Origin of the sequence: Ruegeria sp. HU-ET01832, from assembly GCF_040371315.1 — a bacterium.
Classification (GTDB): domain Bacteria; phylum Pseudomonadota; class Alphaproteobacteria; order Rhodobacterales; family Rhodobacteraceae; genus Ruegeria; species Ruegeria lacuscaerulensis_A.
The window spans coordinates 164142-180496 of record NZ_BAABWL010000004.1; the positions used below are offsets into that span (position 1 = coordinate 164142).

Sequence of the window (16355 nt, forward strand, 5' to 3'; positions counted from 1 at the left end):
GGTACACGCCCGAGCTCACCATCGGACAAACCAAGGGAGGAGACACCCGATGAAATTGAAACTGGCAACCATGGCGCTGGGCGCTGTAATGGCGGCAGGTCCGGTTATGGCCGACCTCGTCTTTCCGTCGCTTAGTTATCGTACGGGGCCATATGCGGCGGGCGGTATCCCGTTTGCGGATGGCTATGCCGACTATTTCACACTGCTGAATGAACGCGATGGCGGGATCGGAGGAGTTCCGACCAGGGTGATCGAATGCGAAACCGGCTATAACACTGAAAAAGGTGTGGAATGCTATGAATCGACCAAGGGCGAAGGCTCGTTGGTGTATCAGCCGCTTTCGACCGGCATTACCTATCAGCTGATCCCCAAGACCACCGCAGATGGCATTCCGATGCACACGATGGGTTATGGGCGTACTTCGGCCAAGAACGGTGACGTGTTCAGCCATACCTTCAACTATCCTGCGAACTACTGGGATGGGGCCTCGGGTGCGATCAACTATCTGTTGGAGTCGAACAACGGCGACCTCAGCGGTAAGAAAATCGCGCTGGTCTATCACAACTCGGCCTACGGCAAGGAGCCGATCCGCACACTCGAAGAGCTGTCGGCAAAGCATGGCTTTGAGCTCGTTGCGCTGCCCGTTGATCACCCAGGTCAGGAGCAGAAATCCCAATGGCTGCAAATTCGCCGCGATCGTCCCGACTTCGTCCTGATGTGGGGCTGGGGCGTGATGAACCAGGTCGCTGTTCAGGAAGCTGCCAACATCCGCTATCCGATGGAAAACTTCATCGGTATCTGGTGGTCGGGTTCCGAGAATGACGTGCTGCCTGCGGGTGAAGCCGCCAACGGCTACAAGGCACTGACCTTCCACAACGTGGGCACCGATTTCCCGGTCTTTGACGACCTGCAGAAATATGTGGTCGACGCCGGTAAGGCTGCCGGTGCGGGCGATCAGGTAGGTACGGTTCTGTATAACCGCGGTCTCTATGCCGCTATGTTGGCCGCCGAAGCTGCCAAGAAAGCGCAGGAAATCCACGGAACCGACGACATCACCCCTGCGATGATGCGCGATGGTATGGAAGCGCTGGAAATCACCGAAGCCAAAATGACCGAACTGGGTCTGCCCAACTTTGGTCCAGCCTTCTCGGTCTCGTGCGAAAACCACGGCGGGGACGCTTTGGTTGGTGTGACCCAATGGGACGCGGCCAGCAAGACCTGGAGCTTGATTTCAGAGTTTAAGGCCACCGATGGCGACGTGATCGGCCCGCTGATCAACGAAGACTCGAGCGCTTATGCGACCGAGAACAAAATCGACGGACGTTGCTGATCCGATCTCCTGAAAAACGGGGTGGCGCATTGACGCCGCCCCGACCCCAACACAAGCCTGAGGACACGCACTGATGCTGGATGCGGCTCAAAACACCGAAGTGCAGGCTGAAACCCTGCTTGAGGTCAACAATATCGAGGTGATCTACAACCACGTGATCCTCGTTTTGAAAGGCGTCAGCCTGACCGTGCCCAAGGGCGGGATAACCGCTTTGCTGGGTGGCAATGGGGCGGGCAAGACGACAACGCTCAAGGCGGTGTCGAACCTGCTGCATTCGGAACGGGGCGAGGTCACGAAAGGGACGATCAAGTATCGCGGTACCAGCGTGCATGAAAGCGATCCAGCTGATCTTGTGGAAAAGGGCGTCATCCAGGTTATGGAAGGCCGCCATTGTTTCGAACACCTGACGGTCGAGGAGAACCTGCTGACCGGTGCCTATACCCGTAAGGACGGTGCGGCTGCGATTCAGAAAGACCTTGAGCTTGTCTATTCTTATTTTCCGCGACTGGCCGAACGCCGCAAATCTCAAGCCGGATATACTTCGGGCGGTGAGCAACAGATGGTCGCCATGGGGCGCGCATTGATGTCACGACCTGAGACGATCTTGTTGGATGAACCGTCGATGGGTCTGGCCCCGCAGCTGGTCGAAGAGATTTTCGGCATCGTGAGAGACCTGAACGAGAAAGAGGGTGTGTCCTTCCTGTTGGCCGAACAGAACACCAACGTGGCGCTGCGGTTTGCGCATTACGGCTACATCTTGGAATCGGGTCGTGTGGTGATGGACGGTCCGGCGGCGGAACTGCGCGAAAACCCGGACGTGAAGGAATTTTATCTCGGCATGTCGGATGAGGGTCGCAAGAGCTTCCGCGATGTGCGGTCCTATCGCCGCCGCAAGAGGTGGCTGTAAGCGGATGGAGGATCTGGCGATGACCTATTTCGACGCACTCGAGACCCGATCAGCCGACAAACGCGCTGCTGATCAGGCCGAGGCGCTGCAAAAACAACTTGCTCGGGCCCTTTCCGCCCCGGGTTTTCAAACGCATCTGACGGATGTGGTGACGGGCGGTGTTGCGTCTGTCGAGGACTTGCCCAAACTTCCGGTACTGCGCAAATCAGACTTGGCGCAGGCACAGGCTGCACGTCCTCCATTTGGAGGGTTCACCGTCAAACCCGCACGGCATTTCCACCATGTGTTTCAATCTCCGGGCCCGATCTATGAACCGGGCAGCACCGATCCCGACTGGTGGCGCATGGGCCGATTCCTGCACGCTGCTGGTGTGGGGCCGGGCGATATCGTTCAGAATTGCTTTGGCTATCACCTGACGCCCGCGGGTATGATCTTTGAAAGCGGCGCGCGCGCGGTTGGGGCAGCTGTTCTACCCGCAGGCACCGGACAGACCGAACTGCAAGTGACTGCTGCCCGCGATGTGGGTTGCACCGCCTATGCCGGGACGCCGGACTACCTGAAGGTCATACTGGACAAAGCGGACGATATGGGCGTCCAGCTTCATTTCACTACCGCCGTTGTAGGGGGCGGGGCCTTGTTTCCGTCACTGCGGCAGGAATACGCGGATCGCGGGATCTCGTGCCTGCAATGCTATGCCACTGCCGATCTGGGTAACATCGCCTACGAAAGCCCCGCTATGGAGGGGATGATCATCGACGAACATGTCATTGTTGAGATCGTGACCCCCGGCACCGGCACCCCGGTGGCAGAGGGTGAAGTGGGTGAGGTCGTTGTGACCTCATTGAACCCCGACTATCCGCTGATCCGTTTCGCCACAGGCGATCTATCGGCGATCATGCCCGGCCAGTCATCTTGCGGGCGCACCAATGCACGGATCAAGGGCTGGATGGGCCGCGCCGATCAGACCACCAAGATCAAGGGTATGTTTGTACGCCCCGAACAGGTGGCCGCGCTGGTCGATAAACATGCCGAGATCGTCAAAGCCCGCGTCATTGCCGCCCGACAGGGTGAGATGGACATGATGACTGTTCAGATCGAAAGCCCCGGTGGCGATGACATGGCCTACGCTAAATCGGTTGTCGAGCTGCTGAAACTGAAGGGCGCGATCGAGGTCGTCGCGCCGGGATCGCTGCCCAAGGACGGGTTGGTGATCGAGGATCAGCGCGTTTACGAATGACGCCAAGCAGGTCTGCGGCAGTATGTGCCGCAGATTTGTATCCCTGCCCACTGGTGTTTCTGACCGTTTTGGTCGATTAAAGACGAAACCTGCGCCTTAGCCAGTAAAAAGCCGGGATCATGGCCGACGTCGAATTCTCAGAACACGGAACGCGCAATCGGGGCGCGTTGGGCACCCGGTTGGTGGCGACCGTGGCCTGTCTGGTGGCGGCGGCCTGTCTGCTTCCTATGCTGGCCGTCGTTCTGGCGGCGGTGACAGGCGGTACGGACACGATCTCTCACCTAATGGAAACGGTCTTGCCGGGCTATGCGCTGACCACTGCGGTGCTGGTTGTTTTGGTGGCGATAGGGACGTTTTCCATTGGTGTCGGTGCGGCGTGGCTGGTGACGATGACCCGTTTTCCCGGCGTGAGGTTTCTGGAAATCGCGCTGGTGCTGCCGCTGGCCTTTCCGGCCTATGTTCTGGCCTATGCCTATACGTTCATTCTGGACCACCCAGGTATCGTTCAGACCACCCTGCGCGACATAACCGGCTGGGGCCCGCGTGATTATTGGTTCCCCGAGATCCGCTCGACCGAGGGTGCAGCGGCAATGCTGATCCTCGTGCTTTATCCTTATGTCTATCTGCTGGCCCGCGCGGCATTTCTGCAGCAAAGCGCCAGTGCGTTTCTGGCTGCGCGCGCGCTGGGCAAAAGCCCGTGGCTGGCCTTCTGGCACGTTTCGTTGCCAATGGCGCGCCCGGCGATTGCCGGGGGTGTGTTGCTGGCCATCATGGAGACCATCGCCGATTTCGGCACCGTCGCCTATTTCGGCGTGCAGACCTTTGCCACCGGCATCTACACCAGCTGGTTTTCCATCGGAGATCGTGCTGCCGCCGCGCAACTGGCGTTGTGCCTTCTGGGTTTTGCACTGCTGATGGCCGTGGCTGAACGGATGCAACGCGGCAAAGCGAAATATTACCAGGCGGGCAAAAGCCACGCATCGCTGCCCTCGGCCCAACTGAAAGGATGGCAGGCGGCGGCGGCGTTTACGCTATGTGCCATTCCGGTACTGTTGGGCTTTTTGCTGCCGGTATTCATTCTGGTTCAGATGGGGATGGAATCAGAGCAGAACCTGCTGTCGCGGCGCTATATCGACTTCATCCAGAACTCGCTGACTTTGGCGGGGACGGCCGCGGTGATTACAGTGTTTGCTGCGATCTGTGTCGGGTTCTTTCAGCGCCTGCGCCCTGGTCGGGTATCCTCGGGCGCTGGCTATATGGCGCGACTGGGCTATGCGGTGCCGGGCGGAGTTATCGCCGTCGGCTTGATCGTGCCCTTTGCCAGTTTCGACAATGCTCTGGATGCGTGGATGCGGCAGACCTTCGATATCTCGACTGGCTTGCTTGTCACCGGCTCGATCTGGCTGCTGGTTGCGGCCTATATGGTCCGGTTCCTGGCCGCTGCGCTAAGTGCCTATGAGGGCGGTCAAAGCACAGTCCACGCTAATATGGACGCGGCCTCTCGGTCCTTGGGACAAAGCCCGCTGGGCACGCTGCGCCGCGTGCACCTGCCGATTCTGACACCATCGCTGCTGACCGCGCTGCTGATCGTGTTTGTGGACGTGATGAAAGAGCTGCCCGCGACCCTGATCATGCGCCCGTTCAACTTTGACACACTGGCGGTGCAAGCCTATCGGCTGGCCTCGGACGAACGGCTTGAGGGGGCTGCGGTGCCGTCTCTGGTCATTCTGGCTGTGGGGCTGTTGCCGGTTATTCTGATCTGCCGGCAAGTGGGGCGCAGACGCTAGGTCGCTTCAAAATTACCACACCTTGCGTTGGGTGGGCTTGATTCAGGCGCGTTTTCCGGCAAGGCTTGGCGTATGAACATGCAGCCTCCTAGCCGGTTCTCTGGTAACTCGGCCCAGATGCCCGTCGCCTTCAACCGCCACGAGATGTCGCATATCTTGTCCGTCTATGGCCGGATGGTCGCCGCCGGAGAGTGGCGGGACTACGGCATTTCCAACCTGCGCGAAATGGCAGTGTTTTCCATCTTTCGCCGCACGGCTGAACATCCGATCTATCGGGTCGAAAAGCACCCACGCCTGCGGCAAAAACAGGGGATGTATTCGGTGGTGGGCATGGATGGCCGTATCCTGAAGCGCGGCCATGATCTGCGCACCGTGCTACGGGTATTGGAACGCAAGCTGATCCGTTCGGTTGACCTTGATTAGAGCCTTTTTTGGCTGGTCACTGGCCCGTCACCCTGATCCTTGATACGCGCGATCGCCTGCGTCATCGGCTCGAACGTCACATCCATGTGGAAGGCGTTGGCGTGTAGAAGCATGTCCTCAGCGTAAACCCATGCAACATGGCCTTTCCAGAACAAAAGATCGCCACGTTGGGGCGGTGTACCGTCGGGTAGTGTTCTGCCAACTTCACGCTCTTGATCCCCGCTATCGCCTGGACAAGGCAATCCGCAGGCCAGCATTCCGGCCTGCACCAGGCCCGAGCAATCCAACCCAAACCGGCTGTTGCCACCCCACAAGTACGGTGTGCCCAAAAACAGTTCGGCCACAGCGACCGGATCGGTCAGGGTGACGCCGACAGGTTTGGCGTGAACAGCGGGAATAAACCCAAGACCAGTTTCCAGAAACCCATTTTTCTCGGAACTGGCGGTTATCTTGCTGCCGAAACTCAGCGACGCGGAATCCGGGCTTTTCATGTCCGGCTGCGCGTAAATATGCGTCGCCGGTGCAGTGATCCAATGGGTAGCAGGAACGTGCAGACCAAGCTGGTTCGAGCGGACCCAGCCACGGTATCCATCCTTGTCCGCTTTGATCTGCTTCCATCCATCTGCGGTATCGGTCACCGCGACAGTGTCCCCGTATAAAAGCTGTCGATCCCGAGGGCCATCGGGCGCGCGCATCAAATCGACGACCGGTTTGATGATGCTATGTCGCGTCATAGGTTCAGCATCTCGGGCAAGGCGGCCAGCAGGGCGCGTGGACCTTGTCCCAAACCGCCTTTGCTGCGCCCCGGTTCCTTGCTGCGCTGCCACGAGAAGATATCGAAATGCATATAACGGTTGTCACCCACAAAGCGGCGCAGGAACAGAGCGGCGGTGATTGACCCGGCAAACCCACCAGCCGGCGCATTGTCCAGATCGGCGATGCCAGGTTCTATCATCCCTTCATATGGCTCGTGAAAGGGCATTCTCCAGACCGGATCGGCTGCTTGACGCGCGCCGCGGGCCAAGGCATCCGCCACGCCATCATCATTGGTGTAAAACGGCGCAAGATCGGTTCCTACCGCCACGCGTGCTGCGCCGGTCAATGTCGCCATCGAAATCACAAGGTCTGGTTGCCCCTCATCCGCCAGCGCCAGCGCGTCTGCCAGAACAAGACGCCCTTCGGCATCGGTATTATTGATCTCGACCGTAAGGCCCTTGCGCGAGGTCAGGATATCGCCGGGTCGGAATGCATTCCCGGCCACCGAATTCTCAACCGCTGGGATCAGGACACGCAGTTGCAACGACAGGTTCAGCGCCATGATCATCCGCGCCAGACCCAGCACATTGGCTGCCCCGCCCATGTCCTTTTTCATCAATCCCATTGATGCACCGGGTTTAAGGTTCAACCCGCCGGTATCGAAACAGACACCCTTACCGACCAAAGTCAGTTTCGGCCCCGCGTTACCCCAGTTCATCTCGATCAGACGAGGAGCCTGCGCGGCCGCGCGACCCACCGTGTGGATCATGGGAAAATTCTGATCCAACAGATCATCGCCCGCAATTACTGAACAGGATGCGCCGAATTCCTGCGCCAGCGCTTCAGATGCGGCCTGCAACTGGTCCGGCCCCATATCCGAGGCGGGGGTGTTGACCAAATCTCGGATCAACGCCTCGGCCTTGGCAAGAACCTCTAATCGGGTGGCATTCACGCCATCCGGTGCGACGAGGCGCGCTTTGGCGGCGGATTGACTGGCATAGCGGTCGAAACTGTATCCGGTCAGCAACCATCCCAGGCATTCGGTCTCAAGCACATCATCCGATACTCCCGAGGCTATGCGATACGTGCCTTTGGGCAACGCTTCGGCCGCTGCGGCCAGTGGGAACCGTTTGCGCGCCCGCCCCGCTGGTTTGCCGTAGCCCGCCAGCGCCATGGACGGCGCTCCGTCTGCATCGGGTATCAACAGCGTTTGACCCAAGCCGGCCGTGAACCCGCTGTTTTCCACCCAAGCAGCCATAGATCCCGGCTGATCCGAAAGCCAGCTTTCCAGATCGGGCTGCGCGATCACATGCAATGGCAGGGACGGGTCAGAGGCGGAGGCAAAGGACAGAGTCATGGGGATCTCAACTGGTTCGGTTTGCGCCCAGCCTATCCGTCCACGATCCGTCCGCAAGCCCCGTCAGACCGAAAGATCCTGCTGGTCCCAAATAACGGTCAGCGATTTCTCACCCACGCGGATCAGGCGCGACAGTGTTGCGCCAGTGGCGACGGCATCGCCAACATCCACGTTATGCGCCACATCGCCCGCTACGCGCGCCAGCGCAGTCATGCCGACCTGTTCGGAAATCGCCACCAGGGAACGCGCACATTTGCGCAAGCTGGTCCAATCACGCCGCCGCCAGTAGCGTTCGCAATTCGACAAACGCACGGCCAATTCCTCGACTGTGCGGCATAGCACGTCCAGTGCATTCTGATCACCCAGTTGCCCGCAAAGACCATTCAACTGGTCCGGATCCAGACGGACGGATTCCTTGTGTTCAAGTGTGACTATCTTTTCCACCACATTTACCCCAATTCTAAACGCCCCCACGGCGTGGATTGACTGTTGCGCGGAATTCGTTTGCAAAACCTTGCAGCGCACTGGGATAATGGCTCGAATTTTCGGCGAATTCAGGTTACAGCACTCGTCAGACACAAGACTAAGGACATAAAAATGGATCGCGCCAAACCTTTGCCGAACTATCTGGTCAAGCGATATCACGGCTGGAAAGCTACGACGTATTCGGAAAATCAGGTCTGGTACCGGCGTCTTGCCACCGAAGGACAGCGCCCGCGCGCCATGGTCATTTCCTGCTGTGACAGCCGGGTGCACGTGACTTCGATTTTCGGAGCCGATCAGGGTGAGTTTTTTATTCACCGAAATATTGCCAACCTGGTTCCACCCTATGCCCCGGACGGAGACCACCACGGCACCAGCGCAGCAATCGAATACGCTGTAACTGCGTTGAAAGTGGCGCATCTGATCGTTCTGGGCCATTCGCAATGTGGCGGTGTTCAGGGCTGTATCGACATGTGCAAAGGACAGGCCCCGCAGCTTGAAGCGAAAGACAGCTTTGTGGGGCGTTGGATGGATATCCTTAAGCCGAAATATGATCTGGTAGCGGATATCGAGGACAGCACGGACCAGGCGCGCCAATTCGAGCGCCACGCGGTTGTCGCCTCGCTTGAAAACCTGCTGACCTTCCCGTTCATTGCTTCGGCTGTCGAGGACGGATCACTGAGCCTGCACGGGCTGTGGACCGATATCGGAGAGGGCGGGCTGCAATGCTATGACCCACATGAAAAGAAGTTCGTGGTTGTTTGACCATCAGTAAGTGCGCTGCGATCGGAAGGGCCGGTCAGGCCCTTCTTGAAACGCAGTTACTCATCACTTCAGAACCATTCCTTCGGGCCAGCTGAGCTTGGTTTCGATCTCAACGGTTTCGGTTTGGCCGGGCGCAAGCTCCATTTCCCACGCCAGAATACCGCGCCGGTTGTCGACATTCTCGTCGGTCGGCTTGGGGGTCGCGGTCCATTCGATCTTAAGATCATCCTGTTCGGAATATGGAACACTGTCGAGCAACCGCAGGGGCCATGTCTCATCCGAAAGGTTTTCAACACGAATTTGCGCACGTTCGGCGCGTTCGTTCGACCGTGCAATCAAACCGACATCACCACTGCGCCGACCCAGAACCTGCCGCCGCAAGGTGAGCGCGTATAGGGGGCCAAATCCCAGCTCGACCTCTTCGCCGGGGCCGATATCAGGGCTGGAGTCGACCGCGACCAGAACACCGTCGACCTGCCACCGGGCGTAGTCAGATGAAAACAGGTTTTGCGAATAAGGGTTCGTAAACCGCGCGGTCCGGTAGGCTGTGGTATCCCGGCTGGGATTTGCCAGGGCAAACACTTCCGCAGGTTGGGACATGCTGTCCAGTTCCAGCTCGGCGGCCCCATATCCGCTGGAAATCGAGATCGGCACAGGCAGTGTATAGGTCGTGCCTGTTCCTTGAATTGACGCGGCGCTCGGTCTCCATCTTTGAGTTACTTCGAAAACGGGCGCCTCTGCAACCGGTTCTTCCAGCGCTTTGGGTTTTTCACGAATGGAGCGGCGTTTGTCTCTAATCCTTGACGCGGCGCTTTGATCGTTGGGCTGTAGTGTGGAAACGCTAAGGGTGATGTCGTTCCAGTTCTCGCCGGTCATTTGACCCACCAGAACGCTACGACTGATCTGTACCTCCGGGACACTTCCGGTCTTCAGATCAAATACATAAGCCGGCTGCCAAGTTGCGGTTTCATAACTGAGATATGATAGTGATAATGTTCCTTCTGTATCTTCTTCGGCAACAACATCTACGGCGATAAGGATACGTTCATTCGCTTCGGGCCAAAGGGCGACCAGATCAGCGCGGGCTGCGTCCAACTCGGTCTCAAGCTCGGTCAGTTGGGTTTCTGTTTCGCGGGCCTCAAGCTCTGCCGCCAGCGCAGTGTTTTCGGCCTCAAGGGCTTCGTTTCCAACCATGCGGGCAATGTTGCGCAGGTTTTCGGGATCCGATCCGGCCAAACCTACGTTACGCCCCAGATTGGACAGGAACGTAATCGTATGATCGGCAGCTTGGGCTTTCAATCGGGCGGTTTCGGCCTGATCTTGTACCGATTGAATTCGCGTTTCTATGTCTTTGATGCGGTCTTCTACCTGTTTGACGGCGTCGCCGACATAGTCACGCCAGGGCACGTCTTCGAAACGTGAAATAAGGGCTGTTTGGGTTAACCCATCGGCGCGGAATTGCATGGTCGCGATTTGGTGGCCCAAATCGTCGTTCTCTGGGGTGCCCAGCAGGATCAGGCGATGAGCGCCCGCCGGAACGTCGAACTCAGCTCTTCGGGTGATCAGGGCGCTGTCCGGGTAAACGGTCACGGCGCTGACATCTGTATCAAGGGTAAAGGTTTCAGCGGACAGAATGGTCGGCACAAGGGCAAACAAATAGAACACTGGTTTCATAATCACTCGCGGAAATAAAATTGCAAACTACCGTATTGGTTGCAATTGAACCGCAATACATCAAGTCAAATAAAAAGAGCCGCCCAAAAGGCGGCCCTTCATATTGGTTCAGATTAGCGATTTCAGCCCTTTTTCAGAACCTCACGGCCCAACAGTTCGGCGATCTGCACCGCGTTCAGGGCGGCGCCTTTGCGCAGGTTGTCGGACACACACCACAGATTGATGCCGTTTTCCACCGTCGAGTCCTGACGGATGCGGCTGATGAAGGTCGCGAAATCGCCCGCGCATTCGATAGGCGAGACGTAGCCACCGGCCTCGCGCTTGTCGATCACCATGATGCCCGGTGCCTCGCGCAGGATGTCGCGGGCTTCGTCTTCGTCCAGGAATTCCTCGAATTCGATATTCACGGCCTCGGAATGGCCGACGAATACGGGAACGCGGACGCAGGTGGCTGTGACCTTGATCGACGGGTCGACGATCTTTTTGGTCTCGACCACCATCTTCCATTCTTCCTTGGTCGAGCCGTCTTCCATGAAGACGTCGATCTGCGGGATGACGTTGAAGGCGATCTGCTTCTGGAACTTCTTGGGCTCCACTTCGGTCGTGGGGTTATAGACCGCTTTGGTCTGATCCCACAGCTCATCCATGCCCTCTTTGCCCGCGCCCGAGACCGACTGATAGGTCGAGACGACAACGCGCTTGATCTTGGCGCGGTCATGCAGCGGCTTCAGAGCGACAACCATCTGCGCGGTCGAGCAGTTGGGGTTGGCGATGATGTTCTTGTTTTTATAGTCGTGGATCGCCTGCGGGTTACATTCCGGCACGATCAGCGGAATGTCGGGGTCGTAGCGATAGAGCGACGAGTTGTCGATCACCACACAACCAGCCGCAGCCGCCTTGGGCGCGTAAACCTTGGTTGCGTCCGAGCCGATGGCAAACAACGCCATGTCCCAGCCGGTGAAATCAAAGGTGTCGATGTCCTGGGTGGTCAGTGTCTTGTCGCCAAAGCTTACTTCGGTACCCAGCGAACGACGGCTTGCCAGCACGGCAAGTTCATCGACGGGGAACTGGCGTTCCGCCAGAATGTTCAGCATTTCGCGGCCCACGTTACCCGTGGCGCCGGCGACAACGACGCGATAGCCCATTTCATGTCTCCAAAGTTAAGGACGCGCGTTCATAGCTGCGTTGCGGCAAAGAAAAAAGGGTTTTCGGGTCAGATTCCGCCCGATGACACCGATTTGACGCGGCGCATCGCCTCAGGTGTCGGTCAAAAGCCGTTCGTAGAGGGCGACAAGGGTCTTTGCTTCGCCGTTGATGTCGAAATTCTGCTCGACATGGGTACGGGCGGCGCGGCCGGATTGCGCTAGGGAATCGCGGTTTTCCAGCATCCGGGCTGCGGCATCGGCCAAGGCCGGGATATTGCCTGGCTCCACCACATGGCCCAATGACGGGTCAGTAACGATCTCAGAGAACGCACCGACATCGGTGGCCACGACGGGTACGCCGCAGGCCATCGCCTCCAACGGGGTCAGGCCGAAGCCTTCCCACCGCTGGGGCGCGATGAAAAGGTCCAGAACCTGATACCATTCGGCGATCTGGTCGACTGTAACCTCGGGCATGAAGAGGATGCGGTCGGACAGGCCCGCCACCGCGACCTTGTCTTTCAATTCGGACAGAAAGGTGGTGTGTTGTTCCGTAGCGCGGCCCATGACAATGCCATGCACATCGTCAAAGCGGCCACACAGATCGATCATTGCATCTACAAAGGCGTCAGTACCCTTCTGGTGGCGGATACGGCCATAGCAGCCCAGCAGCAACCCATCAGGCAGGCCCAACCGGGCACGAACGGATGCTTTATCCTCGGGCGGGGTAAAATCCTGCAGGTTGATGCCATGCATGATCACCTGTGCATCCCGATCCAGATACCCTGCGGTTTTGCGCGAGGTGGCGACTACGGCGTCCATCTTGTCGATCAGCCATTTGGTATAGCCGGTATGCGCCCGCTGCGACGCGCTGGTGAACAGCAGTTTCAGTCGCAACCGCAGGATGTTTCGCAGGAACAGACCCAACAGCATCTCGGTATTGCGACGTGCGTGCCAGACGCGCAGGGTTTTGCGCGACAGAAAGGGCAGGCGGCCGAGCGGGATATGCGGGATGTCATCCGGTAGGCCCGGACCGGTGGCTGCAATGTCGATCCATTGTACCTGCAACGGCACCAGCCGCGCAATCGTTGCCGTCACGCCCGAAAGCCTGCGTTTGAGATTGGGGGCAATGACGCGCGGGTCAGACATGGGCTCTCCTGACGGGGTTGGCGTCAGTCGACGCTGTCCCGGCTGAATAGATAGATCACGCAGCCAATGGCAAGCGAGATGGCGAAAAAGCCGAATATCGCTGTGTAGGGTGCGGAGGGGCTGATGTCTACCGTGGCCGCGTGGACGCGGCCGGTGACGAATTGGGCAAGGCCGACGCCTCCGATCCCGAACAGGTTCAACAGGGTCACGCCTCGGCCCACTAGGTGTGGAGGAACAAAGGCGCGGCCATGGGCCATGATGACAGGAAAGCTGGCCCCGGTGAACCCGATGACCGAGATTAGAACTACCGACAACCAGACCGCATTGTCGATCCACAGGCACAATAGGGTCAGGGCGACCACGCCCAGCGCGTTGCCGCCAAAGATCACCCATTTCCGCGTTCCCAATATCCGGTCAAGCGGGCCATAGGCGAAGGTGCCCGCAATCATCGACGCGCCCATGATCAGAGTGGCGGTTCCGATCTGTGTTGTGCTGAGTGCGAAGATATCACTTAGATAAGGTCCGGCCCAAAGGCCGCGGGTTGCAGCCGATGGCGCATAGGCCACCAACATCAGGGGCAAGATGGCCCAGAGTGCGGGCTGCTTCAGCAGATCCAGAACCGATCCTTTGTGGTCGGTTTCAACGCGTTTGGGATCATGAACTGTGAACAGGATGCCGATGGCGATCGCGCCCGAAAACAGGGCCAATGTGACCATTGTGGCCCGCCAGCCCATCAGCTCGACGGCCAGCGCCGTGGGGTATGAGGCAACCAGATTGCCGACTGACCCCAAACCCAGCATCAGAGCAGCCAAAGTGGCGAAACGAGCAGGGGGGTATTCACGGGCGAAGATAAAGTACGATGCCATCAGGATCGGCGAGCATCCCACTCCGATCAGTCCCATTGCCACAGCGATATGAAACGGCGTGCTTGCCAGGGCAAAGATCAGCGCGCCGCCAGCGCCGCCGACCAGCAGCAATACAGTCGAGGTCAGTCGGGGGCCAACACGATCCAACGCCCATCCGACGGGCAGTTGCATGGCGGCGAAGATCAGGAACCAAAGACCCGATGCAAAGGCAAGGTCTTCGGGTGTGGCGCCGATATCCCGGCCCAGATCAACGCTGAGAACCGCCAGAAAGGCGCGAAAAAACTGGCTGAGCACATAGCCCAGGCACAACACGACCAAACCTGCTTTCATGAAATGACTCTCTCCGCCGCGGCTAACCGGCTATGCTTGGCACGGCAAGACTCCGCACACAAGCATGTGTGTAATGACGATTTCGCGGGACAGGTGCCACAATCGCTCTATGTTCAAAGATAATTTCGACAAGAGGTTATTATGAAGGACGCTCAGGTCGCGTTTTACGACAGCCTGCCCTTGCTGCGGGACTTTACCCGTTTGGCCGACCCTCAGCGGTTTTCGGCCATTCCCAGTGACTGGGTTGTTGGTGTTGCGGACATTGTCGACTCGACCGGGCAGATCGCGCAGGGACGCTACAAAACGGTCAATACCGTCGGGGCAGCGGTTATTTCAGCGATGATCAACGCCATGAGCGGGCGCGAGTTTCCGTATGTCTTCGGTGGTGACGGCGCAGGCTTTGCCGTGCCCGCCAGTGCAGCTGAAGCGGCCCGCGAGGTTCTGGCCGCCATGAGGCGCTGGGCTGAGGAAGAGTTTTCCATTCCGCTGCGCGCAGCATTGGTGACGGTGGCCGAAATCCGCAAGGCGGGCAAAGACCTGCGCGTCGCCCGTTTCGCACCATCGGACGGGGTCGACTATGCGATGTTCTCGGGCGGGGGGCTTGCTTGGGCGGAAACACAGATGAAGGCCGGTCACTTTATGGTGCCCGAGGCCGACCCCGGTGCGCGCCCTGATCTAACCGGTCTTTCATGTCGGTGGTCCAACGTTAGGGCGCAGCATGGGCAGATCGTTTCGCTGGTCGTGGAACCCACGCCGCACGCCACCGAGGCGGATTTTGCCGACCTCGCCCAATCGGTTCTGTCTGCAGCCGAAGGGTTGGAGCGCGCGGGTCACCCGGTACCGGAAAACGGCCCACCGATCGGATGGCCACCACCTGGTCTGAGCATTGATGCCCATGTCTCGCGCGCCGGCGGCAGCCTTGTTGGTCAAACGCTCAAACTGTTGGTACAGAATTTGCTGATCGCATTGCTGTTTCGGTCCGGCAAACGGCTGGGTAACTTTGAGCCGGATCACTATAAACGCATGGTTAGTCGGAATGCGGATTATCGAAAGTTCGACGACGGGCTTAAAATGACGCTGGATTGCGATCCTGCGACGTTGGCGCAAATTCAGATGATGCTGGAACAAGCGCGCGGGCGCGGCAAGGTGCGTTACGGCTTGCACGCACAGGACGAGGCGATGATGACCTGTTTTGTGCCTTCAGCTACCCGCGATGACCACGTGCATTTCGTTGATGGCGCGTCAGGTGGATATGCGCAGGCCGCTGCGGCGATGCAGAGCTGATCGTTACCGGGTCTTCCACTTCGTCGCCAATGCGCGCGCCGCCTGCGTCAGGATCATGACGTCGATTCCAACAGCCAGAAATTGTGCGCCCATCTCAAGGTAGCTTTGTGTCGCCTCTTCATGAGTGCCCAGAATTCCGGGAGCCTTGCCGGCTTTTTTGATTCGGCTGATTGCGTCGGCAATCGTTTCGCGAACCTCCGGCGCCGCGCTGTTGCCCTGGTATCCCATATCCGTCGACAAGTCCGCTGGACCGATAAAAACGCCTTCGACGCCATCGACTTTCAAAATATCATCAAGCGCGGCGATACCGGCACGGTTTTCGACCTGAACCAATAGGCAGACTTGCGCATCTGCTGTCTGGATGTAATCGGAGAAAGATCCATACCCGGTCGCCCGCGCGGCGCCGGCACCGACGCCGCGGACCCCTTCTGGTGGATAGCGACACGCGCGCACCAATTCGCGCGCTTGATCGGCGCTGTTGACCATGGGAACCAAAATTGTTTGGGCACCGGCGTCCAATACCATTTTGATCAGCGCGGTGTCTCCGACGGGCACCCGAACAACCGGATGTGTGGCACTGGCCGACAAGGCCATTAGCTGGTCACGAACCGAACGGATATCGTTGGGCGCATGCTCTCCGTCGATTACCAGCCAGTCGAAGCCAGCGGTTCCCATGATTTCAGCGGTGACGCTTTCGGCGAAGCTGGTCCAACAGCCGATCAAGCGATCCCCATTGGCCAGAGCTTCTTTGAATGTGTTTACAGGGGCTGGCATCGCGGGGCCTCCAAGGCGGTGGTGGAAACGCCTGACAGTGATGGCCATTCGGGGGAAAAGGTCAATCAGATTTGGCATTGGGTTCGAAGGT

The 16355-nt window shown here is 58.6% G+C and carries 15 protein-coding genes; 7 read left to right on the top strand and 8 right to left on the bottom strand.

All coding sequences use genetic code 11. The features are described 5' to 3' along the window. The first annotated feature begins 49 nt into the window (after positions 1-49). From ABWV79_RS13545 to ABWV79_RS13565, 5 genes are all read left to right on the top strand, one after another. Positions 50-1330, top strand: a complete 1281-nt coding sequence (locus ABWV79_RS13545; RefSeq protein ID WP_170355675.1) for an ABC transporter substrate-binding protein — start codon at positions 50-52, stop codon at positions 1328-1330. A gap of 73 nt (positions 1331-1403) precedes the next feature. Continuing rightward, positions 1404-2237: an ABC transporter ATP-binding protein gene (locus tag ABWV79_RS13550; protein ID WP_170355676.1), complete on the top strand. Its 834-nt coding sequence runs from the start codon at positions 1404-1406 to the stop codon at positions 2235-2237. A gap of 19 nt (positions 2238-2256) precedes the next feature. After that, on the top strand, positions 2257-3474 hold the full coding sequence (locus tag ABWV79_RS13555) for a phenylacetate--CoA ligase family protein (protein WP_353392896.1): 1218 nt from the start codon (positions 2257-2259) through the stop codon (positions 3472-3474). A 119-nt stretch (positions 3475-3593) separates the two neighbouring features. Continuing rightward, positions 3594-5261, top strand: a complete 1668-nt coding sequence (locus ABWV79_RS13560; protein ID WP_353392585.1) for an ABC transporter permease — start codon at positions 3594-3596, stop codon at positions 5259-5261. 72 nt (positions 5262-5333) lie between these two features. Beyond that, positions 5334-5684, top strand: coding sequence for a DUF2794 domain-containing protein (locus ABWV79_RS13565; RefSeq protein ID WP_170355678.1), 351 nt, complete (start codon positions 5334-5336; stop codon positions 5682-5684). On the opposite strand, the gene ABWV79_RS13570 is transcribed toward ABWV79_RS13565, so the two are convergent. From ABWV79_RS13570 to ABWV79_RS13580, 3 genes are all read right to left on the bottom strand, one after another. Beyond that, complete coding sequence (locus ABWV79_RS13570; RefSeq protein ID WP_353392586.1) at positions 5681-6418, bottom strand: C40 family peptidase; 738 nt, start codon at positions 6416-6418, stop codon at positions 5681-5683. The genes ABWV79_RS13565 and ABWV79_RS13570 overlap by 4 nt on opposite strands. After that, on the bottom strand, positions 6415-7797 hold the full coding sequence (locus tag ABWV79_RS13575; RefSeq protein ID WP_353392587.1) for a leucyl aminopeptidase family protein: 1383 nt from the start codon (positions 7795-7797) through the stop codon (positions 6415-6417). Before ABWV79_RS13575 ends, ABWV79_RS13570 begins: the two co-directional genes overlap by 4 nt. A 63-nt stretch (positions 7798-7860) precedes the next feature. Then, positions 7861-8241, bottom strand: a complete 381-nt coding sequence (locus ABWV79_RS13580; protein WP_414478922.1) for a hypothetical protein — start codon at positions 8239-8241, stop codon at positions 7861-7863. A gap of 153 nt (positions 8242-8394) precedes the next feature. On the opposite strand from ABWV79_RS13580, the gene ABWV79_RS13585 reads away from it, so the two are divergent. Further along, positions 8395-9045: a carbonic anhydrase gene (locus ABWV79_RS13585; RefSeq protein ID WP_170355681.1), complete on the top strand. Its 651-nt coding sequence runs from the start codon at positions 8395-8397 to the stop codon at positions 9043-9045. Between the two features lie 63 nt (positions 9046-9108). Here the strand turns inward: ABWV79_RS13585 and ABWV79_RS13590 are convergent, their stop codons facing one another. The 4 genes from ABWV79_RS13590 to ABWV79_RS13605 all read right to left on the bottom strand — a co-directional run bounded on the left by ABWV79_RS13590 (position 9109) and on the right by ABWV79_RS13605 (position 14206). After that, positions 9109-10719, bottom strand: coding sequence for a DUF4139 domain-containing protein (locus ABWV79_RS13590; RefSeq protein WP_353392588.1), 1611 nt, complete (start codon positions 10717-10719; stop codon positions 9109-9111). A gap of 122 nt (positions 10720-10841) precedes the next feature. After that, a complete protein-coding gene (locus ABWV79_RS13595; RefSeq protein WP_170355683.1) occupies positions 10842-11864 on the bottom strand; it encodes an aspartate-semialdehyde dehydrogenase in 1023 nt (340 codons plus the stop codon). Positions 11865-11975: 111 nt separating this feature from the next. Continuing rightward, on the bottom strand, positions 11976-13010 hold the full coding sequence (locus ABWV79_RS13600; protein WP_353392591.1) for a glycosyltransferase family 4 protein: 1035 nt from the start codon (positions 13008-13010) through the stop codon (positions 11976-11978). Between the two features lie 23 nt (positions 13011-13033). Further along, complete coding sequence (locus tag ABWV79_RS13605; protein ID WP_353392592.1) at positions 13034-14206, bottom strand: MFS transporter; 1173 nt, start codon at positions 14204-14206, stop codon at positions 13034-13036. Between the two features lie 141 nt (positions 14207-14347). Here ABWV79_RS13605 and ABWV79_RS13610 point away from each other — a divergent pair, with 141 nt between their 5' ends. Next, positions 14348-15490: a DUF3095 domain-containing protein gene (locus ABWV79_RS13610; protein WP_353392593.1), complete on the top strand. Its 1143-nt coding sequence runs from the start codon at positions 14348-14350 to the stop codon at positions 15488-15490. 3 nt (positions 15491-15493) lie between these two features. Here ABWV79_RS13610 and ABWV79_RS13615 read toward each other — a convergent pair whose 3' ends face one another. After that, the gene (locus ABWV79_RS13615) at positions 15494-16264 is read right to left on the bottom strand and encodes an HpcH/HpaI aldolase family protein (protein WP_353392594.1); all 771 of its coding nucleotides are present in this window, start codon (positions 16262-16264) and stop codon (positions 15494-15496) included. Positions 16265-16355 lie beyond the last annotated feature (91 nt).

What these genes read in the sequence shown, in the direction of transcription:
- ABWV79_RS13545 (WP_170355675.1), top strand. Translation starts at nt 50, where the DNA reads ATGAAATTGAAACTGGCAACCATGGCGCTGGGCGCTGTAATGGCGGCA.
- ABWV79_RS13550 (WP_170355676.1), top strand. Translation starts at nt 1,404, where the DNA reads ATGCTGGATGCGGCTCAAAACACCGAAGTGCAGGCTGAAACCCTGCTT.
- ABWV79_RS13555 (WP_353392896.1), top strand. Translation starts at nt 2,257, where the DNA reads ATGACCTATTTCGACGCACTCGAGACCCGATCAGCCGACAAACGCGCT.
- ABWV79_RS13560 (WP_353392585.1), top strand. Translation starts at nt 3,594, where the DNA reads ATGGCCGACGTCGAATTCTCAGAACACGGAACGCGCAATCGGGGCGCG.
- ABWV79_RS13565 (WP_170355678.1), top strand. Translation starts at nt 5,334, where the DNA reads ATGAACATGCAGCCTCCTAGCCGGTTCTCTGGTAACTCGGCCCAGATG.
- ABWV79_RS13570 (WP_353392586.1), bottom strand. Translation starts at nt 6,418, where the DNA reads ATGACGCGACATAGCATCATCAAACCGGTCGTCGATTTGATGCGCGCG.
- ABWV79_RS13575 (WP_353392587.1), bottom strand. Translation starts at nt 7,797, where the DNA reads ATGACTCTGTCCTTTGCCTCCGCCTCTGACCCGTCCCTGCCATTGCAT.
- ABWV79_RS13585 (WP_170355681.1), top strand. Translation starts at nt 8,395, where the DNA reads ATGGATCGCGCCAAACCTTTGCCGAACTATCTGGTCAAGCGATATCAC.
- ABWV79_RS13590 (WP_353392588.1), bottom strand. Translation starts at nt 10,719, where the DNA reads ATGAAACCAGTGTTCTATTTGTTTGCCCTTGTGCCGACCATTCTGTCC.
- ABWV79_RS13595 (WP_170355683.1), bottom strand. Translation starts at nt 11,864, where the DNA reads ATGGGCTATCGCGTCGTTGTCGCCGGCGCCACGGGTAACGTGGGCCGC.
- ABWV79_RS13600 (WP_353392591.1), bottom strand. Translation starts at nt 13,010, where the DNA reads ATGTCTGACCCGCGCGTCATTGCCCCCAATCTCAAACGCAGGCTTTCG.
- ABWV79_RS13605 (WP_353392592.1), bottom strand. Translation starts at nt 14,206, where the DNA reads ATGAAAGCAGGTTTGGTCGTGTTGTGCCTGGGCTATGTGCTCAGCCAG.
- ABWV79_RS13610 (WP_353392593.1), top strand. Translation starts at nt 14,348, where the DNA reads ATGAAGGACGCTCAGGTCGCGTTTTACGACAGCCTGCCCTTGCTGCGG.
- ABWV79_RS13615 (WP_353392594.1), bottom strand. Translation starts at nt 16,264, where the DNA reads ATGCCAGCCCCTGTAAACACATTCAAAGAAGCTCTGGCCAATGGGGAT.